Genomic DNA, 21543 nt, shown 5'->3' on the forward strand with positions numbered 1-21543 from the left:
CGCGGGTCCGTCGCATCAACGAGAGAAGACAACATGACCACCGGAACTGTGAAGTGGTTCAACGAGGAGAAGGGCTTCGGCTTCATCGCCCCCTCCGACGGCACCGCCGACGTGTTCGCGCACTACAGCGCGATCTCGGCCAGCGGCTTCCGCACCCTGAACGAGGGCCAGCAGGTCGAGTTCGAGGTCACCCAGGGCCCCAAGGGCCTCCAGGCCTCGGACATCCGTCCGCTCTGACGCCGTCGCCGGCACGCCGCCCGCGGCGTGCCGGCCGCCGGTTGTCCCGACGACGACGCACGGGGTTCGGAGCATCCGTCCCCGTTGGGTATGATCGGGGCGCGCACACCGTCAGGTGCTGCTGCGCGGGTGTAGTTCAATGGTAGAACTTCAGCTTCCCAAGCTGACAGCGCGGGTTCGATTCCCGTCACCCGCTCCATCGCGAGGCCCGGACCGACACGGTCCGGGCCTTCGTCGTTCTCGGGCACGGCCGCACGCAGCCACCGGCCACTCATGCACCTCGTGCATGAGTACGCGCCTCGCCGTCTTGGTGCGCATCGATCTCCGGCTGCCACGGTCGTCACCACGACGACCTGAGGAGACGACCATGCCCCACCCTGTCCGCCGCCGGACCCTGCTCGCCGCGGCCGGCACGGCCGCCGCCGGAGCCCTGAGCGGCACACCCTCCGCCCTGGCTGCGTCACGAGCGACGGGAGTCGGCGGCTTCGCGACGTTCCGCTGGCTGGGCGTCGCGGGCTGGCAGGTCCGCTCGCCCCGGACGCGGCTGCTCGTGGATCCCTACCTGACCCGCTTCGACACCGGCCTGGCGAAGGGCCGGTTCGTGCCGAGCACGGGGCTCACGGTGGACCCCACGGCCGTCGATGCCGCCCTGGGACCGGCGGACGCCTCGGACCCGGTCACCGCCACCTTGGTCACCCACACGCACTGGGACCACTTCGGCGACGTCCCGCACATCGCCGCCACCCGGGGCGGCACGGTGTTCACCACCCTCACCGGCTACCACCTCGCACAGTCCCTCGGGACGGCCGCCGCTCAGGTCGCGGTGCTCAAGGGCGGCGAGGAGATCGTCGTGGGCGACCTGGTGGTCCGCGCGGTCCGGTCGCTGCACAGCCGTTCCGGGAACGGCGGCGTGCTGTTTCCCGGCGTGCGGCACACCGTGCCCGCTCCCCCGGCGACCGTCGCGGACCTGCCGGAGGGCGACACCCTCGCGTACCTCCTGCGCGCGCCCTCGGGGCGCAGCGTGCTGCTCCTGGGCGCGAGCGACTTCGACGACGTGTCGCTGCGGGGGCTGCGGCCGGACGCGGTCGCCGTGCCGGTGCCTGCCAACGACGTCACCAGCGACTACGCCGCCCGGCTCATGGACGCGCTCGGGGGGCCGCGGCTGGTGGTCCCCGTCCACTGGGACCACTTCGAGGCCCCGCCGACCGACCCGCCCACCGTGCAGGACGCCAAGACCGCCGGGCAGCTGCGCTCGATGGTGCGGTCGGTCCGCCGCGCCTCGCCACGCACCCGGGTCGTCGTGCCTGACTACCGGACGCCGCTCGACCTCCTCTGACCAGGAGCGGCCCCCCGGGCGGGCGGCGAGGTGCGACGCACCAGGTCGTGCAGCCGGCGCGCCGCCCGCCCGAGGACGATCTCCGCGGCCGGCTGCGCGCCCGCCGGCACGTCGGAGCGGCTGAGGACCACGACGACGACTCTGCCGCCGTCTGCGTGCTCGACGACGCCTGCCTCGTGCCGCAGGTTGAGCACCGTGCCCGTCTTGGAGGACCAGAGGGAGGAGTCGCGGTCGAACTCCGGCGCCAGGCGCTGCCGGTGCACGTTGGCGGCGAGCAGCTCGCGCAACCGGGCAGACACCGCGGGGTCCAGCCGGTCCGGGTCCCAGACCGCGGCGAGGAGGTCGGCCAGCACCCGGGCGGAGGAGGTCGTCGTCACGGACACGTCGAGCCACCGGATCACGCTGCCGCCGTTCGCCGTGGTGGCCATCGCCGCGAAGGCGTGGCCCAGGCCGGGATGCCGGTGCTCCAGCGCCTCGACGGGGGTGTCGCCCAGCTCGCCCAGACCGTGCCGGATCTCGATGTCCGGCAGCCCGAGCTCCCGCAGCAGCTGCCCGACGCGGGCGGGCGGGGTGAGCGCGAGGAGTGCGTCGCAGGCGCTGCTGTCGCTCAGCGAGACGGCCAGGTAGACGAGGTCCTCGAGCGCCACCGAGGCGGGATGGCGGAAGCGGGTCGTGCCCGGTGGCCCGGCGGTCGTGACCCGCCCTGGGGCGACCGTGATCGGCGTACCGCCGTCGAGATCACCGCGGCGGATCCGTTCGAGCGTCGCCAGCGCCACCGGGATCTTCACCAAGGAGGCGACCGGCAGGTCCAGGTGCGGGTCGATGCCGACCTCGTGCCCGGAGTCCAGGTCGCGCACGAGGATCCCGGCCGTCAGCCCGGCGTCTGCCAGGTCGTCCCGCACGCGCCGGACCTCGTGCGCCACCACGGACCCGCCGGACCCGCCCCTCATGCCGCGACCTCCGCCGCGCCCAGCGCGAGCGCGACAGCCGCGGCCAACGTGTCCAGGACGGCGTCCACGGCCGCCTGGCCACCGGCCCGGCGTTCCAGGCGGTAGGTGCGGGCGAGGTCGATCCCGCCGAGCGCCGTCCAGGAGAGGCCCAGCTCGCGGGCCTGCGCCGGCGTGCACAGCAGCAGGTCCGCGCTGGTCGTCACGGCCGCCAGGCCGGGGACCAGCGGCGCCACCCGCACCTGTCCTGGCAGGCACCCCGCGGCGACGGCGTGCCGCACGAGGAAGTCCCCCACCAGGGCGTTGTCGTCCTCCGGGGTGACCCACACGCGGCGCGCAGGACCGCCCTCACCGCGGCGGGGTGCCAGCTCGTCGAGATACGTCCGCGCCCCGCCGTCCGGACCGCACCCGCCCAGCCCGAGCGGCGCCGTCCAGCGCGCCGCGCCCGTGGTGGCGGCGACGAGCGCCGCGTCGGCGAGCGAGTCCCGAACCAGCTCGGCACGTCGGGCAGGCGGGGCGGGGACGACCCGCAGCAGGATGCCCTCCTGCTGGGCGTCGCCGATCAGCGTGGCCGTGGCCGTCGGCGACATGTCGTCCGGGACGGCCAGCCGCACGGGAGCGGCCTCCTGCGTGGCGGCTGTCGCCCGCAGGTCGTCCACCGCGTCGACGACGCGCTGCGCGGCAGGGAGCAACCGCCGTCCCAGCGCGGTCGGGAACACCTCGCGCGTCGTCCGGTCGAACAGGGTTCCGCCCAGGTGGGCCTCGAGGGCGGCGACCCGGCGGCTGACCACCGGCTGCGGCACACCGATCGCCGACGCCGCCCCGGTGAAGCTTCGGCGCTCGCTCACCGCGACGAACGCGCGGCAGCCGCTCTCGATGTCCACGCGGGCGATTATCCCCACCGGCTCCCTCACGGCCAGGCGCGGCGGGCGGGAAGTCGCCCTCGACGTGTCGGCGCGCGCGACGGAACCTAGGTTCGAGGGCATGAGCCTCGCGTCCCGCGCCCTGCACACCCGGTGGTTCGTCCGCGCCCCGATCGGGCTGTTCCGGTCCGGTCTCGGCTTCCTCGCCGGCGGGCGGCTGCTGATGATGCAGCACCGCGGCCGCCGCAGCGGGCAGCGGCGGTACGTCGTGCTCGAGGTCGTCGCGCGGCCGGCACGCGACCGCGCCGTCGTCGTCGCCGGCCTGGGGCCGCTGTCGCAGTGGTTCCGCAACGTGCGGGCGGACCCGCGGGTGCTCGTCTCCCTCGGCCTGCGGCGCGACGCGCGGGCACGGGCGGTCGTGCTGCCCCCCGACGAGGGCGCAGCGGTCCTGCGCGCGTACACCGACGCCCACCCCGGCCCGTGGGCGCAGCTGCGCCCGGTGCTCGAGGAGTGGGCCGCACCCCTGGCCCGGGAGCAGGGCGAGGCCGACTGGCTGCGTGTCGTCCCCGTGGTGGAGCTCCGCCTGCTCTGACCGCGCTCGCACTGCGACGCCTCGGGGGCTCGGGCGCGACGCCGGAGCCCCGGGCGACGATTTCACCCTGCGGACGGGCGACGTCACCGTGGACCGGGCAGGCAGCAGCGCGGGGGGACGCCTACGCTTCTCGCACCCGTGCGCGCCTCCCGGCGCCACGCCGGAGCCCCAGGGGGAACGTCATGCAGGCTCGCGCGGTCACCGTCGCCGCCCTCGTCACCGCCGCACTGCTCGCCGAGCCGCTCGCCGCGTCCGGCGCACCACCCGTGGCGACCGCGTCGGCGGCGTCGACCACGTCGGTCGCGGCGTCCGGCGTCGCCGCCTCCACCGTCGGTGCGATCGACCCGGTCCGCCCGGACGTCGGCGCCGGCACCGTCGACGACGTCGTCCGCTGGCAGTCGGCCGTGGGCGCCTCGCCCGACATGGCACGCTCCACGATGCGGGCCCAGACGGACCGCAGCGTGCACCGGGTGGACGTCGCCGTCGCGACGCCGCGCTGGATGACGCAGAACCGTGCCGCCCAGCTGGTGCGCGACCGCGACGTCGACGCGCTGCTGGCGAAGGTCTCGGCGTACTGGTCGGCACAGTCGGGCGGGCGGATCAAGTTCGTGCGCAGCTCGGCGATCGAACGGATCAAGACCGGGGACGGGTCCTGCTCGACGACGGGCGGCATCCTCAAGCAGGTCAAGGCAGGCGGCCGGGCGCACTACGGCACCGGATGGTTCGACTCCCGCACCCTCGGTCCGGGCACGCGCGAGCACCTCGTCGTGCTGTTCCCCTACGTCCGGGGCGACTACCCGGGCGGCTCGCGCTACGGCGACACGTGCCTCGGCACGCTGGGGCTCGGCTCCCTGCCGAACAAGGCGAGCCGCGACAACCCTGGCGGCTGGTCGTTCTCCCTGTTCGGCGGCGCCGACGGCGAGGCCCGCAGCTCGCGCTTCTCCCACGCCCAGTACGCGACCGCGGTCTCGACGCTGGCGCACGAGCTGGGCCACAACCTGGGCCTCGAGCACTCCGGGGTGGGGTGGTGCACCGGCGCCCCCGACGGCAGCTTCACGTCGCCGCGCTGCGGCATGGCCCAGGGCCTGGACCCGATGGACCTCATGGGGTCCGACTTCGCGGCCGTGGGCACCTCGCCCCTGTCCCGTGCCCAGCTGAAGCGGTTGGGCGTCCTACCGGGGTCCGACGTCGCCACCGTGACGAAGAAGTCCGGCGCCCGCACCGTCGTGATCGACGCCCGGCACCGGAGCACGAGCCGGCCGACGCTGCTGCGCGCCGTCGACCCGAAGACCGGCCAGTACTACTACGTCGAGCTCCGCCGGCAGTCCGGCGCGCGCTACCCGTACCTGGGCGGCATGCCCTGGCGTGCCGCGTCCGACTACACGGTGTCGTACGGCGTCACCGTGAGCCGGTTCGGCCGGGAGGGCTCGACCTGGGCCTACCCGGGCGAGCACCTCATCGTGCCGATGGGCAAGGAGTCGGCCCGGCACTCGAACCTGCGCAAGGGCTCGACGTTCACCACCCGCTCGGGGGCGCTGCGGCTGACGGTGCGCTCGACGACGGACGGCACGGCCACGCTGCGGGTCACGTTCCCCCGGACCTGACTCGGGGCGCCCGGCCGCGCACCCGGCACCGCGCTCAGCGGCGGGTGCGCGGCCGCAGGTGCACGTCGGGCAGGGCGGGCGCGCGCAGCGGCCCGCTCGCGTACCCGTGCACCTGCCCGAACCGTCGCCCCGTGGCACCGTCGGCGTACCGGGTGGGCGACGCCTCGCCGTCGTCCGCCACCTGGGCCATCCAGTCGGCACGCGCCTGTGCCACGTCGTCGTGCGTGCGGCCCACGAAGTTCCACCACATGACGACGTCCTCCGTGAAGGGCTCGCCGCCGATGAGGACGGCGCGCACGGGCGCGGCGCCCGCGGTCACGACCAGCCGGTCGCGCCCCGGGGCGACGTAGCCGAGCTGCGCCGGAGGCACCGTCTCCCCCTCGAGGGCGGCGTCCCCGGCGTCCACCAGCAGCGCGTGCTCGAACGACGGGTCGGTGCCCAGCTCGAGGGTCGCGCCCGCCGGCAGGTCGAGCTGCGCGCCGACCAGCGGGGTGTACGTGCGTGCCGGCGACGACAGCCGCTCCCCCGCCACGTCGAGCGCACCCATGAACACCTGGACCCGCGCGCCGTCGTGCGTCGCGACCGGCAGGTCACCGTGGTGCTCGAAGTGCGGCTCCGACCGGCGGTCCGCATCGGGCAGCACCGTCCACAGCTGGACCCCGTGCAGCATCGGCGGCCGCCCCTGCGCCGGGGACTCCTCGGAGTGGGAGATGCCGACGCCTGCCGTCATGAGGTTGAGCTCGCCTGGACGCACCGTCTGCAGGGACCCCACCGAGTCCCGGTGCAGGATCTCGCCGGCGAACAACCACGAGACCGTCTGCAACCCGATGTGCGGGTGCGGCGGCACCTGCATGCCCGCCGAGCCCGAGACGTCGTCCGGCCCGTAGTGGTCGCAGAAGCACCACGCCCCCACGAGCGAGCGCTGCCGCTGCGGGATGGTGCGGCGCACGTTCATGGCACGCGGGCCGCCGAGCGGCACCTCACGCGCCGTGAGCAGCTCGACGCCGGTCGGTCGCTCACCGGCGGTGCAGGTGCGTTCCGTGGGGCGCGTCTCCAGGTTGCTCATGGCCCGAGCCTAGGCCGCGGGGGTCGGACCGAGGAGCGGCCGGCGGCAGCGGCGGCCCGGAACGTGCCGAGGCCCCCCGGGGCGGCCGGGGGGCCTCGGAGAACCGCGTACCCCTGGTCGACTTTCCCGGGGACCAGGGGTGCCGTGGCGACGTCACGACCCCGACCGCTCGTCGTGTCCCGTCCGCGAGGCCTGGTGCGTCGTCGCCTCTCAGGAACCCGTTCTCCACGAACAGCCGGGCGCGGGTGGTCTTCCGGCCCCGTACAGACACCTGTGTCGTCACCCACAACCCGCACCGCGGTACGGGACGGCCCGTCGTTCTCCGGTCGACCGTGTCCCGGGGAGAGGGCAGGCGACCGCCGTTCTGAAGAGGTACGCCGACCCGATCTCCACAAGACCGGTAGGCACGTTTCTAGACCCGCCACGGGTGCGGTGCAAGGGGTGCGGGGAGGAGAATTTCGGCCGGGTCTCCGGCCACAGCTTTGTCCACAACCTCACCCGCGGAATCCCCACACCACCCACAGGGCTGTGGAAGAAATCTGTGGACGACGCGCCGGGGGCGACACGCGCCAGCGACGACGACGCACCGGTGGCCGCGCCTCCGAGTGCCCGGGCACCCGGCTCCCGGACACGTCAGGAACCGCGGAATTCCGCGGCTCCGGGCACCTTTCCACGGCTCTGGCGGCATGCTCGTGACGGGTCGACCGTCAACTCCGGCACGGTTCCAGCATGGAACGTCGCAGGTGAGGGCCGCGCGGCGCGCACGAGGGTTCTGCCGGGGACAGTTGTGGACAGTGCCTGTGGACAGAGCCTGTGGACGACGCCCGGGTCAGGCGCGCACGTCGTGCAGGTGGTGCACGACGTCGTGCAGGAAGTACTGCCCGAGGGTGAGCACCGTGAACACCGACCCGTTCGACCGCCGGCCGGTGCGCCCCTCCTGTCCCGCGTCGACGGCATCGAACGCCGCCGCCACCACGTGCCCCGCGACGTCGATCTCGTCCGCGACAGCCGACGGGACCTGGTGGGCGTAGCCGCTCTCGACGGCCGTGACGTCCTGGTCCCAGTTCTCGAACGCGGGGTCGTCCTGCGTCAGCATGAGCGCCAGCCGCTCGTCGAAGATCCGGAAGACGTCGCGCACGTGCGCGGCGTACTCGAGGGGCGACCACACCTCAGGGCTGGGCCGCGTCGCCGCGTCGGGACGCTCCAGGGCGGCGCGCCACCGCGGCAGGGACTCCCGGACCGCGGGGCCGACGTCCGCGACGGCGACGTCGGCGGCGACGAAGCCGCACTCGGGGCACGGGCGCGCGAGCACCCAGGTCCAGTCCTTGGTGTCGGGCACGATGCTGGCCGGACGGTCGGCGGGCACGGGCTCGGACGGTGCGGTGGGCTCGGTCACACCGGCACCCTAGCGTCCCGAGGTGCTGACAACGGATGCCTATGATGTCAGCATGCCCAAGATCATCGGGAAGAGCCTCCACGAGCACCGCCAGATGACCCGGCACAAGCTGTTCACCGCGCTGTCGACGCTGATGTCCGAGCGCGGCTTCGACTCGGTCACCCTCGCCGACATCGCGACGGCGGCCGGCGTGGGGCGGACCGCGGTCTACAACCACTTCCCGGACAAGGAAGCGCTGCTGCTGGGCTTCATCACCCACGAGACCGAGCAGTACGCGCAGACCCTGGAGCGGGCGCTCGCCGAGGTCGACGACCCCGTGGAGCAGCTGCGCACCTACATCCGCCAGCAGGCGCAGCTCACCCGCGTCTTCCACCTCGCTCCTGGCCCGGACCTGCGCACCGTGCTCTCGCGCACCACGCAGGCACGACTGCGCGAGCACGCGGAGATCGTCGAGTCCATCCTCAAGCGCATCCTGCGGGCCGGGATCGCGGAGGGCGAGTTCCCCGAGCAGGACATCGAGCCGACCGTGCAGCTGGTGAACGCGTGCCTGTCGGGCCGCCTCGTCCCGGACGACCCCGACGCTCGGGAACGCGCCGTCCGCGCCACCGAGGCGTTCGTGCTGCGGGCCGTCGGCGCCCGCGTCCCCGTCGCCTGACGGCGGGCCCCACCCGTCCGGCTGCCTGTCCCGGCCGCCTGACGCCTACCAGGCGTCGGCGGGCAGGTGGTGGTGCTCGGGCGGAGGCGGCTGGTACGGCTCGGGCACGGACGCCAGGTGCGCCCGCGCGAACTTGAGGGCCGCCTGCAGGTCCGCGTGCCGCTCGCTCGCGGTGCGCGCCTTGCGCGTCGAGATCTCGACGACGACGTCGCCGGCGTAGCCGCGCCGCACCAGCTCCTCCAGCACCTTGTCGCAGGCCATGTCGCCGCGCCCGGGCACCATGTGCTCGTCGCGTCCCGACGCCGTCCCGTCGGCGAGGTGCACGTGCCGCAGCTTGTCGCCGAAGCCGTGCACGAGGGCGAGCCCGTCCTGGTGCGCGATCGCGGCGTGCGAGAGGTCCAGGGTGACGGCGTCGTAGTCGTGCTCCGCCGGGTCCCAGCCGGGCAGGTACGCCTTCAGCTCCCGGTCGCCCCGCGAGCGCGGCTTCCACGGGTACATGTTCTCGACGGCCACGGTGACCCCACCGGGCTGGTGGACGCTGGCCTCGTTGAGCTCGTGCACCAGCTCCTGGAACTGCCGGGCGTACTTGTACTGCCAGCGGAACGGCGGGTGCACCACGACCGTCGGCGCGCCCAGCTCCCCGGCCATGTCGACCGCGCGCCGCAGCTTGTCCGCCGGCGACCGGCCCCACACCCGCTGGCTCACCAGCAGGGTCGGGGCGTGCACCGACCGGATCGGCAAGCCGTGCTCGTCGGAGAGCCGCTGCAGCGCGGCAGGGTCCTGCGTGGCCTGGTCCCCCCAGACCATGACCTCCACCCCGTCGTACCCCAGCTCCGCCGCGACCTCGAAAGCGAACGCCGCGCGGCGTGGGTAGACCGACGCGGTGGAGAGCGTCACGGGAACGGTCACGTCTTCGTCGGCACCAGCCATGCTCCGCACGATAGCCGCAGCGGCTGAACGGAGGCTGACAACCGGCTGTCCTCGGGCAGCGCGCGGCGTGCCCGATAGGGTCGCGGGCATGGTGCGTGCGGTGGTGTTCGACGTCGGCGAGACCCTGATCGACGAGACCCGGATCTGGACCCGGTGGGCGGACCGGCTGGGCGTCCCGGCCCTGACGTTCCTCGGGATCCTGGGCGGCTGCGCCGCGCTCGACCTGTCGCACCAGCGCGCGTTCGAGATGGTGCGGCCCGACGTCGACGTGGCCGCCGAGATCGAGCGCTGGGCGCTCGACGACCCCGACGGGCTCCGGGAGAACTTCGACGCCGACGACCTGTACCCGGACGTGCGCGAGGCGCTCGCCGCCCTGCGCGCCGCGGGCCTCGCCGTCGTCGTCGCCGGGAACCAGCCGCCCCAGGCCCGGGCGGCGCTGGAGGCGATGGACCTGCCCGTCGACGCGATCCGCACCTCCGACGAGTGGGGGGTGCAGAAGCCCGACCCGGAGTTCTTCGCCAAGGTCGCCGAGCTCAGCGGCCTGCCCGCCGCCGAGATCGCCTACGTCGGCGACCGCCTCGACAACGACGTCCTGCCCGCCGCGGACGCCGGGATGTTGCCCGTCCTCCTCCGGCGCGGCCCGTGGGGCTACCTGCACGCCGCGCGGCCCGAGGCGGCGCGCGCCACCGTCGTCGACTCGCTGCTCGAGCTGCCCGCCCTCCTGGCAGGCTGACCGGCCGCGGGCGCGCGGCAGGCGTCACCCGGTCCAGCCGAGGGCGCCGATCGCGTTGAGCGTGAGCAGCACCCCGAGGATGCCGAGGACCCAGCCCGTCATCTCCGCCGCGTTCCTGGACAGCCACCCGTCCAGGCGGCGCAGCAGCGGGTCGACGGCACGGGCCGCGACCAGGCGCCCGCCGAGCAGGAGCAGCGCCGGGAGCACCATCACCACGCAGTACGCCGCCAGCACGCCCACGCCGGCGCCCGTCGCGAGGTCCGACGTCGTGATCAGGCCGATCGCGGCCAGGTACGGCAGCATCGTGCCGACCTCGAGCGCCGCGGCCCCCAGGGCGAGACCCAGGAGCGGCAGCAGCGACCCGCCCTCCAGCCCTGTCGCGCGGGCCCGCCACCGCGACAGCCGCCCCGGCCGGGCACCCTCGCGCTCGGCGCGGGCCGCGGCCCTCTTGCCGTCGAAGCGGAAGCTCAGCGCGAAGAGGCCGAGACCCAGCAAGAGCTGCACGATCATGGCCGGCCTTGAGTCCAGCACGTCGCCGTACCGCTCCAGGAAGGCGCCCGCCCCGAGCAGCACCGCCACGCCCACCGCCAGGTAGAAGAGGGCGACCGTGCCGAGATACGCGAGGATGCGCCAGGCCCGGGGGCGACCGGGGGCCAGGAGCAACCACACCGGGATCAGCAGGGTGCCGAAGCTGGTCGAGTCCACGAGGGCGAGCACCACCAGCACGCCCGCCAGGGCGCCGAGCCCGACGCCCTCCACGCCGCCGAGCTGCAAGGGAAGGTCCATGCCACCGATCCTCGGCGGCGGGCGCCACGACGTCGTCGGCCGGACGAGTGATCCTCGCGCACCGGCCGGCATACCTCCTTCGGACGATCCGCCCGCGGCCCCGTTGTGCTGGGATGGCCGGGTGACCACCGACCGCGCCGCGCCCCACACCCTGGGCGGCCTCGCGCGGCTGTGGGGCGGCGACGACCGGCGCGGGGACGTCCGCACGGCGGTCGGCATCTTCGTGCTCGGCTGGCTCTTCCTGCAGGTGGGCCTCGTCGGCCTGTTCGACGTCGGCCCCGTCGGCGCGACCACCCCCGAGCCGTGGTGGCGCGTCGCGCTGCTCGCCGTGGGGTGCGCCCTCACGCTCGCCAAGCGACACCACCCGATGCCGGCGCTCGCCGGTGGCGTCGCGGTCACGCTCGTCGACCTGGCCTGGGGCGGCAGCCTCGCCATCCTGCTCGTCCTGTGGGACCTGCTGTTCGCGGCGGCGACGTGGTCGGGCGCCACCGCCCGCCGATGGCTGTGGGGCACGGCGATCGTCCTGAGCGTCGCCGGGGCGGTCGCCGTCGGCGAGGCCACACGTGACGTGCGCGCCTTCGTCGCCATGAGCCTGAACCTCGGGGCGATCCTGCTGGTCCCCATGTGGTGGGCGGCCAACGTGCGGCAGAAGTCCGAGCTGGCGGCGCTGGAGCGGTCGCGGGCCGACGAGGCCGCGCGCACCGCCGAGCTGGAGCGCGAGCGCGCCGCCGACCTCGCCCGCATCGCGCAGCTCGACCGGCACGAGGCCGTCCAGGCGGAGCGGGCGGCGATGGCGCGCGACCTGCACGACGTCATCGCCTCCCACCTGTCCACGATCGCGATCCACTCGGGCGCGGCGCTCAGCACCCCGCCGGACGTCGACCGGGACCGCGGCGCGCTCGAGCAGGTGCGGGCGAGCGCGGTCGAGTCGCTCACCGAGATGCGGTCGATGATCGAGCTGCTGCGCGCCGACGCGCCCCGCGACCCGCTCGCGGCCCCGGGGCGGCTCGACCGGCTCGACGACCTGGTCGGCAGCGCCCGGGCGGGCGGAGCGACGGTCGTGGTGGACGACCCCGGCGACGTCGCCCGCGCCGACCTGCCGGCGGCCGTCGGGCACGCCCTGTTCCGGATCGCGCAGGAGGCCCTGACCAACGCACGCAAGCACGCGCCCGGCGCCCCGGTCGCCGTGCGGCTGGCCCGGGCGCCGGGCCCCGCCACCGGCGTGACGCTGGAGGTGCGCAACGCGCCGCCACCGGAGCGGCCGGCTGGCGGCCCGGACGCGGTGCCCCTCCCCCTCAGCGCGGGGACCGGGATGCTGACCATGCGCGAGCGGGCCGAGGCGCTCGGCGGCACGTTCGAGGCGGCGCCCACGGCCGACGGCGGCTGGGTGGTGCGGGCGTGCGTCCCCGCCGGAGCCCGGGACGGCGCCGGAGCACGGGACGGAGACCTGGCCCGATGACTTCTCCGCCGCCCGGCCCGGTCCGGGTGTTGCTCGCCGACGACCACGCCGCGATCCGCGCCGGGCTCCGCCTGCTCCTCGACGCCGCCGACGGCGTCGAGGTGGTGGGTGAGGCCGCCGACGGGTTCGCCGCGGTCGCGAACGCGCGGGCGCTGCGGCCCGACGTCGTGCTGATGGACCTGCGCATGCCCGGGACGGACGGCATCGAGGCGACGCGCCTCATCACCGCGGAGGGCCTGGCCGACGTGCTGGTGCTCACCACGTTCGACCTCGACGAGTACGTGGACGGCGCGCTGCGGGCGGGAGCCGCCGGGTTCCTGCTCAAGTCGGCCGAGCCCGCCGCGCTGCTCGACGCGGTGCGGCGGGTCGCCGCCGGCGACGGCGTCCTCGCACCCGAGGTCACGCGGCGGGTGCTCGCGCAGCTGACGGCCGGTGCCGCGCCGTCGGCCACTCCCGGTGCGCCCGGGGAGGGCGCGCCACAGCCCGGCGCCGGGCTGCCCGTCCCTGCCCCGGACGACGACCCTCGGCTCGCGGGCCTCACCCCGCGCGAGGTGGACGTGCTGGGCGCGCTGGGGCGGGGGCTGTCCAACCAGGGCATCGCGGACGAGCTCGTCATCACCGAGGCGACGGCCAAGACGCACGTGTCGCGGGTGCTGGCCAAGCTGGGGGTCGCCTCTCGCATGCAGGCGGCGATCGTCGCGCGCGACGTCGGCCTGGCCTGACCGCGGCGCCCGCGGTCGCGTCAGGAGACCGGCGCGAGCCCCGGGCTGCGGACCACGCGGGCGGCGTGCGCGGTGGCGGCGGAGAGCGCCTCCGCCACGTCCGCCCCGCGCAGGTGCGCGTCGAGGAACGCGACGAAGAAGCCGTCGCCCGCGCCGTTCGTGTCGACGACGTCGTCCACGCGCTCGGCGGGGACGTCGAGAAACCCGTCCGCGGTGAGGGCCGTGGCCCCGCGCGCCCCGTGCGTGCACACCACGAGCCGCGCACCCGCGGCGAGCCGGTCGGCCATGAAGGCCCGGTGGTCGGGCAGCCGGTCGGAGCTGAGGAACACGTGCGTGCCGGCCTCCGCCCAGGGGCGGTGGAACGCGGCGGCGCCGTCGTAGTCGTGGAGGTCCACCCACACGTCGCGCCCGCGCTCGGCGGCCGCGGCGAGCACCGGGAGGGAGTGGGCGGCGAGGTCGACGACGACGGTCGCCGCCGTGTCCACCGCCTCGAGCGTCGCGTCCCAGACGGGCCCGGAGGCTGGGACCTCGCCGGGCGCGCGCACGTACACGGACAGGCGTCCGCCACCGGCGTCCATGAGGTTGAGGTGGCTCTCGGTGCGCCCGTCCGGCGCGGGCTCGGCGAGGACGCGCACGCCGGCGTCGTCGAGCACCTCGCGTACGCGCGCGCCCTCGTCGTCGTCGCCCAGGACCGTGCGCAGCACGACGCCGCGGCCCAGGCCGGCGAGGTTGAGCGCCTTGCCGGCCGACGTCCCGCCCACCGTGTCGTAGGCGCCCCGCGCGAACACGGTGTGCGGGGTCGGCTCCGGCAACGCGTCCAGGTGCACGATGCGGTTCCACGAGGCGGGTCCGGCGACGAGGACGCCGTCCCTGCGGCCGGTCATCCGCCGACCTTGCCGACGTGGGCGCCCGCGCCGACGGCATACGCCTCGCGCAGCCAGCCCACGAACTCGCCGTCGAGCTGCCCGGGCTCCGTGATGCGGAAGTAGTGCACGAACAGCCGCCGGGTGTACGGCGCGGAGCTCGTGATGCGAGGGTCGGTGACCACGCGCTGCAGGTCGAGGTAGCCGCGCAGCACACCGGCACGCGGGACGACACCGGCGAAACCGCGGCGCGACCCCTTGAGGGTGATGGCCGACTTCGAGACGGCCAGCGTGAACGGACCGATCCCCTCGGCCCGGTCCATGAACGCCCGGTAGAGCGCCAGCGTCGAGGCGGGCAGGTCCGCGAGGTGCCGGTCGACGGTCCACGCCGCCGGCCCCTCGCCGCTCGCGGTGTCGGTCATGGCCGGGACGCTACCGGCCACCACCGACGTCGGTCCGCGGACCCGGACTCAGTCGTCGAAGCCGTACCGGGCCTCCCACCGGTCCTCGTCGCGCTCCGACGCGCTGCCCTGGCGCACGACGTCGGTGCCGGAGCCGCCGCTCAGCCGGTCGTCGCCCCGCTGCCCCTCCAGGAGGTCGCGGCCCGACCCGCCGGACAGCGAGTCGTTGCCGGAGCCACCCTCGAGGTGGTCGTTGCCGTCCCCGCCCTTGATCACGTCGCGGCCGCTGTCGCCGTCGACCTGGTCCTTGCCGCTGCCCGCCTCGATCCGGTCGTTGCCCGAGCCGCCCTCGATCTCGTCGTGGCCCGTGCCGCCCTTGATCTTGTCGTGCCCCCAGCCGCCCTCGACCTCGTCGTTGCCGGACCCGGCACAGATCACGTCGTCGCCACCCCGGCCGTCGATCTCGTCCGCGCCGCCGAGGGCGACGATGACGTCGCGCCCGGACGTGCCGCGGATGTCGTCGGCCCGGTCCGTGCCGACGATCGTCGCGCGCAGGCCGAAGCAGGTGGGGGCGGCGGCCTGCGCGGAGGAGGCGAAGGCCGTGGCGGACAGGCCGGCGGCCGTCAGCGTCGCCAGGGACAGCGCCGTGATCCGGCGGGCGCGGCCCAGGGGTGCGGTGTGCGTGCTCATCGAAGAACCTCCGTGTCGTTCCGGTGCGGACACCTGAAGCGTGCGGCGGCCCGATGAGCGGCACGTGGAGCGGGGATGAGGGCCTTCTCATCCCGCGCGGGCGTCAGCCCCGCAGCGGCAGGACGAGGGTCGCGTCGCCACCGGGCGTGATCCGCACCGGGACGCCCCAGTCCTGCTGCGCCAGGTGGCACGCGGGGAAGACGCCCGGGTCGGGCTCGCCGTCCGGGCCGAGGGGGACGACGTCGCACGACGCGGCCTTGGCTGTCACGTGCAGCACACCCTCGGCGACGTCGGGGTTGAGGACGAGGTCCCGGGCGAGGTCGACGCCGTCGCCCGCGCCGTCGAGCAGGAGCTCTGGCGGGGTGGCGCTGACCCGCAGCTCCGTGGACGGACCCCACCGGTCGTCGAGCTTCTGGCCCGGCGCGGGCACGAACGGCACGTCCAGCCGCAGCTCGCCCGGGGAGACCTCGGTGGCCGGGCGCGCGACGCGTCGCGCCCCGCCGTCGAGCACCTCGCCCGCGACGTCGGCCGGCAGCGCGACCCGCGTGAGCCGGTGCGCCGCGGACTCCACGACGAGCAGGTGGACCGCGTCCCCGGTCACCTCGACCAGCACGTCGCTCGGCTCCGCGAGGCCCGTGGCGAGCGTGGTGACGACGTCCGACGCCGGGTCGTAGCGCCGCAGCGCACCGTTGTACGTGTCGGCGACGACGACGCTGCCGTCGGCGAGCGCCGCCACCCCGAGCGGGTGCTGCAGCAGCGCCTCGGCCGCCGGGCCGTCGCGGTGGCCGAAGTCGAACAGCCCCTGCCCCACGGCGGTGTGCACCGTCACGGCGAGCCCCGTGCCGTCCGGGACGACGCGGCGCAGGGCGGACGTCTCGGCGTCGGCCAGCCAGATCGCGTCCCCGGCGTCCGGGCCGGTCGCCGGCGCCAGCCCCGACGGCTGGGCGAACCACGCGCCCGCGCCGGGGCCGTCCTCCAGCCCCTCGTTCATCGTGCCGGCGACGACCGCCATCGTGCCCTGCCCGTCGTCCGCCAGGGGGTCGAACGCCCACAGCGTGTGGTTCCCCGTCATCGCGACGACGAACACGCCGAGCCGCGGCGACCACGTGACGTCCCACGGCGAGCTGAGACGGACCGACCGCGCCCGGTGGGCCGCGCTCGCGTCGAACGTATGGGGCGCGCCGACGATGTTCTCCTGACCGCCCACCATGAACTGCTCGCCGGTGCCCGCGACGGTCGTCACGGCGCCGTCGTCGAGCCGGACGCCGCGCAGCGCGTGGTTCACGGTGTCCGCGACGAGGACGTCGTAACCGAGCGCGGGCCGCAGCTCGTCGGGGACGAGGCACAGGCCGTTCGGCTCGCTGAACCGCGGCTCGTCGGGGCCGGCGCCCCGCGTGTCGACCAGACCGCGCTCCCCGCTGCCGATGCGCCGCACGAGCGTCTCGCCGTCGGGTGCGAGCTCGGCCAGCGAGTGGTGCCCGGCGTCCGCGACGAGCACGTTCCCGCCGGGCAGCGTCACTGCCTTCGCGGGGAAGCGCAGCGTGCTGGGCGCCGGCGTGGGCGGCACGTACGGGCCGTCGCCGCGGTGCAGCGTGCCCTTCGCGTCGTGCTCCGCGACCAGCTCGTCCACGATCGCCTCGATCGCCGACGCGTGCCCCTCCCCCGCCATCTGCGCGACGACGTAGCCCTCCGGGTCCACGACGACCAGCGTCGGCCACGCCCGCGCCGTGTACGCGCCCCAGGTGACGAGCTCCGGGTCGTCGAGCACCGGGTGGTGCACCTCGTACCGCTCGACGGCGGCGGCCAGCGCGTCCGGGTCCGCCTCGTGCGCGAACTTGGGCGAGTGCACCCCCACGATCACCAGCTCGTCGCGGTGGCGCTCCTCCAGCTCGCGCAGCTCGTCCAGCACGTGCAGGCAGTTGATGCAGCAGAACGTCCAGAAGTCGAGGACCACGACTCTTCCGCGCAGGTTCGCGAGCGAGACGTCGCGGCCGCCGGTGTTGAGCCAGCCGCGACCCACCAGCTCGGAGGCGCGGACACGGGGCAGTCGGGTGGGAGAAGTCACCCGAGCATTCTCTCCCGGTTTCCGTGCGGCAGTTCGGGATCTGGTCGGCAGCTTGAGCTGCCGACCAGCGAACGAACTGCCGCTCTGACGTGGTCAGTGCACCAGCGCAGGCAGCTCGACGGCGCGGGCGGCCCGGTGGATGGGCGCGGTCATCGCGGCCATCATCCGCTCCTTGCCGGGCAGCTTGTCCATCACCCGCAGCATCGCGAGCGAGGCGCGCACCTGCCCGCGCGAGCCGACGACCATCCGCTTGATGTTCGCCGGTCCGAGAGCCTGGTTCGCGTCCACGAACGGGCGCATCGTCCGCTCGTAGTCGGCGAACGCCGCGACGTGGTCGTCATGGGCGTCGAGGGCGGCCGCCAGGACGTACGCGCCGACCAGGGCCATGCTCGTCCCCTGCCCCGACGCCGGCGAGGCGCAGTGCGCGGCGTCCCCGAGCAGCACGGTGCGGCCCTGCGACCAACGGTCCATGCGCACCTGGCTCAGGGAGTCGAACAGCAGGTCGGGCGAGGCGGGGACGTCCGCGAGCAGGGCGGGCACCTCCCACCCCTCGCCGGCGTAGGCCTCGGCGAGCAGCCCCTCCCGGCCGGCGCGGTCGAGGCCCTGGTGGCCCAGCGGCCCGGACGACCACAGGAACATCGCCCGCGCGCCCTCCTCGCGCGCGGTCGCGTACACCAGGGCCGTGCGGCCGGGCCCGACGTAGGTGACCTCTTCGCGGTCGAGGCCGAGGCGGTTGGGGACGGTCGCGACGGCGACGTAGTAGCCGAGGTCCGCGACGTACCTCTCGTCGGGGCCGAAGGCGAGGTTGCGCGTCGTGGACCGGAGCCCGTCGGCGCCGACGACCAGGTCGTAGCGGCCCGTGCGCCCCGAGGCGAAGCCGACCTCGACGCCGTCGGCCGTGTCGTCGAGCGACGCGATCGAGTCGCCGTAGACGTGCTCGGCCCCGGCCGCGCCCTCGCGCAGCAGGCGGTGCAGGTCGCCCCGCAGCAGCTCGACGTCGTCGTGCACCCGGCCGCCGAACGTGTCGCCGTCCATGCTGGCCGCGCGTCGGCCGCGAGCGTCGACGACCGTGCCCGCGCGCACCTCGGTCCGCATCGTGCGCGCCTCCGCCAGCAGGCCCATCCGGTCCAGGACCTCGAGGGCCGCACCCCGCACGTCGACCTTGTAGCCGCCGGCGCGAGGCGACGTCGCGCGCTCGACGACGGTCACGTCGTCACCGCCCGCCGCGAGCCGGTGGGCGAGGGCGAGGCCGGCGACGCCTGCGCCGGAGACGAGGATCGAGCGGTTCATGGGAAGACCTCCAGCCGAGGGAACGTGACAGAGACCACCGTAGCCACGGTTGAGACAGTTGTGCAAGACGTTTGTTTCAGACGTTTGAGTTAACATGGCGCCATGACCCGCAGCAGCAAGAACACCGGGACCGGGGCCGACGGAAGCTCGACCTCTGAGAACAGGGCCCCCGGAAACCGGGCGGCGCTCCTGGTCGCGGCCCGCGACTGCCTCCGGGAGCGGGGTTACGCGCGGACCACCGCCCGCGACATCGCGAGCTCCGCGGGCGTCAGCCTCGCGGCGATCGGCTACCACTTCGGGAGCAAGGAAGCGCTGCTCGACGCCGCACTCGTCGACGCCTTGCGCGACTGGGGTGACACCCTCGAGGCGATCGGCGCGGAGGACCACGGGTCGACGCCGGGCGAACGGTTCCGTGCGGTCTGGGAGCGCGTGGTCGCCTCGGCCGCGGAGGACCGCACCCTGTGGGCGGTGCAGTTCGAGCTCCTCGCGGACGCGGCGCGCGACCCCGAGCGGGCGGCGTCGCTGGCCGGCGCCAACGCGGAGGCGCGCACCGCGCTGGCCGCGCTCTTCGGGCTCCCCGCGGAGCAGGGCCCCCTCGTGCAGATGCTGCTCCTCGGGGCGGTCTCGCACGTGCTGCTCGACCCTGCCGACACCGTCGGCGCGGACGAGCTGCTCGCCCAGGCGTCGGCGCTGGTCGACCTGACCCGCTGAGCCGGACCGCGGCCCCGGGTCAGAGCGCGGTGACCGCCCCGACGACGGTCACCTGGACCGGGACGCCGTCGACCTGCGGCGGCACGTCCTTGCGCGCACCGAGGGAGACGACGTTGACCTGGAGCACCCAGTCCGTCTCGTCACCGCGTTGCGCGAGCCCGACGCCGCGCACCCCCTCGACGCTCCGGAGCACCTCGCGCAGGGCAGGCTTGGCGGCGCGCGCCTCGTCGATCGTGACCATGGAACACCTCCGACTGACTCCCATTGTGCGCCTCGGGCGCCCCGGGGCACAGGCCGGGAGCCGGGACGCCGGCGCCCGAGAGCGGACGACCTTCCGACAGTACACAGTTCCCTGTACCTTCAGTGGGGTGACCACCGCGCTGCGCCCCGTCCCGCCTGCCCGCCGCGCCCTGCTCGAACGCAGGGTCCGCTGGGTCGTGGCCACCACCATCGTCTACAACGTGGTGGAGGCGGTGGTCGCCATCACCGCCGGTCGGGCCGCGTCCTCGGCCGCGCTCGTCGGCTTCGGCCTCGACTCCGTCGTCGAGGTGCTGTCCGCCGCCGCCGTCGCGTGGCAGTTCGCCGCGCCCGACCCGCACCGCCGCGAGCGCGCGGCGCTGCGCCTGATCGCCGTGTCGTTCTTCGGGCTGGCGCTGTTCGTCACCGTCGACGCGGCCCGCACCCTCCTCGGCGCAGCCGAGCCCGACCACTCCCCCGTCGGCATCGTCCTCGCCGCCGTCAGCCTCGCCGTCATGCCGTTCCTGTCGTGGGTCGAGCGCCGTACGGGGCGAGAGCTCGGCTCGGCGTCCGCGGTCGCCGACTCGAAGCAGACCCTGCTGTGCACGTACCTGTCGGCGGTGCTGCTGGTCGGCCTGGTCCTCAACGCCACGCTCGGCTGGACCTGGGCCGACCCGCTCGCGGCCCTCGTGATCGCCGGCTTCGCCGCGAAGGAGGGCGTCGAGGCATGGCGGGGGGACGCCTGCTGCACGCCCGTCGGCGCGCTCCTCACGGGCGACGACGGGTGTGAGGACGGGTGTGATGACGGGTGCGACGACGGGTGCTGCTCACCCCGCGGCGGCGAGGCGGCCGGTCCACGCTGACCACCGGCGGCGCCGATGACGCCGGGCCGCCCCGCCGGGTCGGGCTGACGAGCGGGGACGCCCCTCCAGCCTGCTCCGGCGTGACCCCCGGGGCGAGCCCGGACGGCATGGGATCGATCACGCGGTGCGGTCATCTCCCGGGCGCCCTCTGCGTCACGGGCCAGGGCGGGACAGGATGGAGCGATGAGCACCGCGATCCCGTCCCTGTCCCTGAACAACGGCACGTCGATCCCGCAGCTCGGCTACGGCGTCTTCAAGGTCCCGCCGGAGGACACCCGTGAGCTGGTGCTGACCGCCCTGGAGGCGGGCTACCGGCACATCGACACCGCGCAGATGTACCGCAACGAGCGCGGGGTCGGCGAGGCGCTCGCCGCCTCGGGCCTGCCGCGTGACGACCTGTTCGTCACCACCAAGCTGAACAACGCGTTCCACGAGCACGACGCCGCCCTGGAGGCCTTCGACCGGTCGCTGGACGAGCTGGGCCTCGACCACGTGGACCTGTTCCTCATCCACTGGCCGCTGCCCGCGGTCGGCCGGTTCGCCGAGGCGTGGGGCGCGCTCGAGGAGCTCTACCGCTCGGGCCGCGCGCGGGCGATCGGTACCTCCAACTTCCAGCCGCACCACCTGCGCCGCATCCTCGACGAGGGCACCGTGGTGCCCGCCGTCAACCAGGTGGAGATCCACCCCTGGTTCGGCAACGAGGAGGTCCGCGCGTTCGACTCCGAGCACGGCATCGCCACGGAGGCGTGGTCCCCGCTCGGCCGCGGGCGGGTGCTGGAGGACCCGACCCTGGCGCGCATCGCCGCCGAGCACGAGCGCACCCCCGCCCAGGTGGTGCTGCGCTGGCACGTGCAGCGGGGCGACGTCGTCTTCCCCAAGTCCGCGACGCCGGCGCGCATCCGGGAGAACCTGGAGATCTTCGACTTCGAGCTGACCGGCGAGGACATGGCCGCCATCACGGGCCTCGACCGCGACGAGCGCATCGGCTCCCACCCGGACCAGATGAACGACACCGGCCGCTGACCCGACCCGCCACCCCGGGTGTTGTGGGTACGAAAACGGCGAGAATTCGGTCGCGAATTCTCGCCGTTTTCGTA

Annotated in this window: 23 protein-coding genes and 1 tRNA gene; 12 read left to right on the top strand and 12 right to left on the bottom strand. The window is 74.8% G+C overall.

The features are described 5' to 3' along the window. Window positions 1-33: 33 nt before the first annotated feature. The 3 genes from ACWGKI_RS12975 (at window position 34) to ACWGKI_RS12985 (ending at window position 1573) form a co-directional block, all read left to right on the top strand. A complete protein-coding gene (locus ACWGKI_RS12975) occupies window positions 34-237 on the top strand; it encodes a cold-shock protein (RefSeq protein ID WP_380244697.1) in 204 nt (67 codons plus the stop codon). Between the two features lie 125 nt (window positions 238-362). After that, a tRNA-Gly gene (locus tag ACWGKI_RS12980) sits at window positions 363-436 on the top strand. Window positions 437-604: 168 nt separating this feature from the next. Next, window positions 605-1573 (top strand): MBL fold metallo-hydrolase, encoded by a 969-nt coding sequence (locus ACWGKI_RS12985; RefSeq protein ID WP_452187495.1) that lies wholly within the window; start codon window positions 605-607, stop codon window positions 1571-1573. Here ACWGKI_RS12985 and ACWGKI_RS12990 read toward each other — a convergent pair. Together ACWGKI_RS12990 and ACWGKI_RS12995 are read right to left on the bottom strand one after the other, a co-directional pair. After that, entirely contained in the window at window positions 1546-2523 is a 978-nt protein-coding gene (locus tag ACWGKI_RS12990) for a serine hydrolase (protein WP_452187497.1), read from the bottom strand. The genes ACWGKI_RS12985 and ACWGKI_RS12990 overlap by 28 nt on opposite strands. Continuing rightward, entirely contained in the window at window positions 2520-3404 is an 885-nt protein-coding gene (locus tag ACWGKI_RS12995; protein WP_452187499.1) for a LysR family transcriptional regulator, read from the bottom strand. Before ACWGKI_RS12995 ends, ACWGKI_RS12990 begins: the two co-directional genes overlap by 4 nt. A gap of 100 nt (window positions 3405-3504) precedes the next feature. On the opposite strand from ACWGKI_RS12995, the gene ACWGKI_RS13000 reads away from it, so the two are divergent. Both ACWGKI_RS13000 and ACWGKI_RS13005 read left to right on the top strand, forming a co-directional pair. After that, window positions 3505-3975: a nitroreductase family deazaflavin-dependent oxidoreductase gene (locus ACWGKI_RS13000; protein WP_452187501.1), complete on the top strand. Its 471-nt coding sequence runs from the start codon at window positions 3505-3507 to the stop codon at window positions 3973-3975. Between the two features lie 182 nt (window positions 3976-4157). Then, window positions 4158-5579, top strand: a complete 1422-nt coding sequence (locus ACWGKI_RS13005; protein ID WP_452187503.1) for a hypothetical protein — start codon at window positions 4158-4160, stop codon at window positions 5577-5579. Between the two features lie 34 nt (window positions 5580-5613). Here the strand turns inward: ACWGKI_RS13005 and ACWGKI_RS13010 are convergent, their stop codons facing one another. Both ACWGKI_RS13010 and ACWGKI_RS13015 read right to left on the bottom strand, forming a co-directional pair. After that, a complete protein-coding gene (locus tag ACWGKI_RS13010; protein WP_452187504.1) occupies window positions 5614-6645 on the bottom strand; it encodes a pirin family protein in 1032 nt (343 codons plus the stop codon). A gap of 829 nt (window positions 6646-7474) precedes the next feature. After that, entirely contained in the window at window positions 7475-8041 is a 567-nt protein-coding gene (locus tag ACWGKI_RS13015) for a DinB family protein (protein ID WP_452187505.1), read from the bottom strand. Between the two features lie 52 nt (window positions 8042-8093). Here ACWGKI_RS13015 and ACWGKI_RS13020 point away from each other — a divergent pair, with 52 nt between their 5' ends. Beyond that, window positions 8094-8696, top strand: coding sequence for a TetR/AcrR family transcriptional regulator (locus ACWGKI_RS13020; RefSeq protein ID WP_380243334.1), 603 nt, complete (start codon window positions 8094-8096; stop codon window positions 8694-8696). 45 nt (window positions 8697-8741) lie between these two features. Here ACWGKI_RS13020 and ACWGKI_RS13025 read toward each other — a convergent pair whose 3' ends face one another. After that, complete coding sequence (locus tag ACWGKI_RS13025; RefSeq protein WP_452187507.1) at window positions 8742-9626, bottom strand: sugar phosphate isomerase/epimerase family protein; 885 nt, start codon at window positions 9624-9626, stop codon at window positions 8742-8744. A gap of 88 nt (window positions 9627-9714) precedes the next feature. On the opposite strand from ACWGKI_RS13025, the gene ACWGKI_RS13030 reads away from it, so the two are divergent. Then, window positions 9715-10359: an HAD family hydrolase gene (locus tag ACWGKI_RS13030; RefSeq protein ID WP_452187509.1), complete on the top strand. Its 645-nt coding sequence runs from the start codon at window positions 9715-9717 to the stop codon at window positions 10357-10359. A gap of 24 nt (window positions 10360-10383) precedes the next feature. Here the strand turns inward: ACWGKI_RS13030 and ACWGKI_RS13035 are convergent, their stop codons facing one another. Continuing rightward, window positions 10384-11145 (bottom strand): GAP family protein, encoded by a 762-nt coding sequence (locus ACWGKI_RS13035; RefSeq protein WP_380243337.1) that lies wholly within the window; start codon window positions 11143-11145, stop codon window positions 10384-10386. Window positions 11146-11266: 121 nt separating this feature from the next. Between ACWGKI_RS13035 and ACWGKI_RS13040 the strand changes: the two genes are divergently transcribed. After that, window positions 11267-12604 carry a sensor histidine kinase gene (locus tag ACWGKI_RS13040; protein WP_452187512.1) on the top strand — a complete coding sequence of 446 codons (1338 nt, stop codon included), beginning with the start codon at window positions 11267-11269 and terminating at the stop codon, window positions 12602-12604. Continuing rightward, on the top strand, window positions 12601-13326 hold the full coding sequence (locus ACWGKI_RS13045) for a response regulator (protein WP_452187514.1): 726 nt from the start codon (window positions 12601-12603) through the stop codon (window positions 13324-13326). Before ACWGKI_RS13040 ends, ACWGKI_RS13045 begins: the two co-directional genes overlap by 4 nt. 20 nt (window positions 13327-13346) lie before the next feature. Here ACWGKI_RS13045 and ACWGKI_RS13050 read toward each other — a convergent pair whose 3' ends face one another. From ACWGKI_RS13050 to ACWGKI_RS13070, 5 genes are all read right to left on the bottom strand, one after another. Further along, the gene (locus tag ACWGKI_RS13050) at window positions 13347-14210 is read right to left on the bottom strand and encodes a carbohydrate kinase family protein (RefSeq protein WP_452187516.1); all 864 of its coding nucleotides are present in this window, start codon (window positions 14208-14210) and stop codon (window positions 13347-13349) included. Beyond that, window positions 14207-14611 carry a DUF5655 domain-containing protein gene (locus tag ACWGKI_RS13055; RefSeq protein WP_452187518.1) on the bottom strand — a complete coding sequence of 135 codons (405 nt, stop codon included), beginning with the start codon at window positions 14609-14611 and terminating at the stop codon, window positions 14207-14209. The genes ACWGKI_RS13050 and ACWGKI_RS13055 overlap by 4 nt, the downstream gene beginning before the upstream one ends. Before the next feature lie 48 nt (window positions 14612-14659). Continuing rightward, on the bottom strand, window positions 14660-15280 hold the full coding sequence (locus tag ACWGKI_RS13060) for a calcium-binding protein (protein ID WP_452187520.1): 621 nt from the start codon (window positions 15278-15280) through the stop codon (window positions 14660-14662). Window positions 15281-15383: 103 nt separating this feature from the next. After that, entirely contained in the window at window positions 15384-17345 is a 1962-nt protein-coding gene (locus ACWGKI_RS13065; protein WP_452187522.1) for an NHL domain-containing thioredoxin family protein, read from the bottom strand. 93 nt (window positions 17346-17438) lie between these two features. Then, complete coding sequence (locus ACWGKI_RS13070) at window positions 17439-18635, bottom strand: FAD-dependent monooxygenase (protein WP_452187524.1); 1197 nt, start codon at window positions 18633-18635, stop codon at window positions 17439-17441. 102 nt (window positions 18636-18737) lie between these two features. Between ACWGKI_RS13070 and ACWGKI_RS13075 the strand changes: the two genes are divergently transcribed. Continuing rightward, window positions 18738-19346, top strand: coding sequence for a TetR/AcrR family transcriptional regulator (locus ACWGKI_RS13075; protein WP_452187526.1), 609 nt, complete (start codon window positions 18738-18740; stop codon window positions 19344-19346). A gap of 19 nt (window positions 19347-19365) precedes the next feature. On the opposite strand, the gene ACWGKI_RS13080 is transcribed toward ACWGKI_RS13075, so the two are convergent. Continuing rightward, the gene (locus ACWGKI_RS13080) at window positions 19366-19587 is read right to left on the bottom strand and encodes a hypothetical protein (protein ID WP_380243356.1); all 222 of its coding nucleotides are present in this window, start codon (window positions 19585-19587) and stop codon (window positions 19366-19368) included. A 127-nt stretch (window positions 19588-19714) separates the two neighbouring features. On the opposite strand from ACWGKI_RS13080, the gene ACWGKI_RS13085 reads away from it, so the two are divergent. Together ACWGKI_RS13085 and ACWGKI_RS13090 are read left to right on the top strand one after the other, a co-directional pair. Further along, window positions 19715-20446, top strand: a complete 732-nt coding sequence (locus ACWGKI_RS13085) for a cation diffusion facilitator family transporter (protein WP_452187528.1) — start codon at window positions 19715-19717, stop codon at window positions 20444-20446. A gap of 183 nt (window positions 20447-20629) precedes the next feature. Continuing rightward, a complete protein-coding gene (locus ACWGKI_RS13090; RefSeq protein ID WP_452187530.1) occupies window positions 20630-21469 on the top strand; it encodes an aldo/keto reductase in 840 nt (279 codons plus the stop codon). Window positions 21470-21543: the final 74 nt, after the last annotated feature.

The organism is Isoptericola sp. NPDC055881 (assembly GCF_053615895.1).

Excerpts from the sequence above, each read along its gene's own strand:
- ACWGKI_RS12985 (WP_452187495.1), top strand. The coding sequence starts at position 605 with ATGCCCCACCCTGTCCGCCGCCGGACCCTGCTCGCCGCGGCCGGCACG.
- ACWGKI_RS13025 (WP_452187507.1), bottom strand. The coding sequence starts at position 9,626 with ATGGCTGGTGCCGACGAAGACGTGACCGTTCCCGTGACGCTCTCCACC.
- ACWGKI_RS13035 (WP_380243337.1), bottom strand. The coding sequence starts at position 11,145 with ATGGACCTTCCCTTGCAGCTCGGCGGCGTGGAGGGCGTCGGGCTCGGC.
- ACWGKI_RS12990 (WP_452187497.1), bottom strand. The coding sequence starts at position 2,523 with ATGAGGGGCGGGTCCGGCGGGTCCGTGGTGGCGCACGAGGTCCGGCGC.
- ACWGKI_RS13020 (WP_380243334.1), top strand. The coding sequence starts at position 8,094 with ATGCCCAAGATCATCGGGAAGAGCCTCCACGAGCACCGCCAGATGACC.
- ACWGKI_RS13000 (WP_452187501.1), top strand. The coding sequence starts at position 3,505 with ATGAGCCTCGCGTCCCGCGCCCTGCACACCCGGTGGTTCGTCCGCGCC.
- ACWGKI_RS13080 (WP_380243356.1), bottom strand. The coding sequence starts at position 19,587 with ATGGTCACGATCGACGAGGCGCGCGCCGCCAAGCCTGCCCTGCGCGAG.
- ACWGKI_RS12975 (WP_380244697.1), top strand. The coding sequence starts at position 34 with ATGACCACCGGAACTGTGAAGTGGTTCAACGAGGAGAAGGGCTTCGGC.
- ACWGKI_RS13045 (WP_452187514.1), top strand. The coding sequence starts at position 12,601 with ATGACTTCTCCGCCGCCCGGCCCGGTCCGGGTGTTGCTCGCCGACGAC.
- ACWGKI_RS13050 (WP_452187516.1), bottom strand. The coding sequence starts at position 14,210 with ATGACCGGCCGCAGGGACGGCGTCCTCGTCGCCGGACCCGCCTCGTGG.
- ACWGKI_RS13010 (WP_452187504.1), bottom strand. The coding sequence starts at position 6,645 with ATGAGCAACCTGGAGACGCGCCCCACGGAACGCACCTGCACCGCCGGT.
- ACWGKI_RS13005 (WP_452187503.1), top strand. The coding sequence starts at position 4,158 with ATGCAGGCTCGCGCGGTCACCGTCGCCGCCCTCGTCACCGCCGCACTG.
- ACWGKI_RS13075 (WP_452187526.1), top strand. The coding sequence starts at position 18,738 with ATGACCCGCAGCAGCAAGAACACCGGGACCGGGGCCGACGGAAGCTCG.
- ACWGKI_RS13090 (WP_452187530.1), top strand. The coding sequence starts at position 20,630 with ATGAGCACCGCGATCCCGTCCCTGTCCCTGAACAACGGCACGTCGATC.
- ACWGKI_RS13060 (WP_452187520.1), bottom strand. The coding sequence starts at position 15,280 with ATGAGCACGCACACCGCACCCCTGGGCCGCGCCCGCCGGATCACGGCG.
- ACWGKI_RS13055 (WP_452187518.1), bottom strand. The coding sequence starts at position 14,611 with ATGACCGACACCGCGAGCGGCGAGGGGCCGGCGGCGTGGACCGTCGAC.
- ACWGKI_RS13070 (WP_452187524.1), bottom strand. The coding sequence starts at position 18,635 with ATGAACCGCTCGATCCTCGTCTCCGGCGCAGGCGTCGCCGGCCTCGCC.
- ACWGKI_RS13030 (WP_452187509.1), top strand. The coding sequence starts at position 9,715 with ATGGTGCGTGCGGTGGTGTTCGACGTCGGCGAGACCCTGATCGACGAG.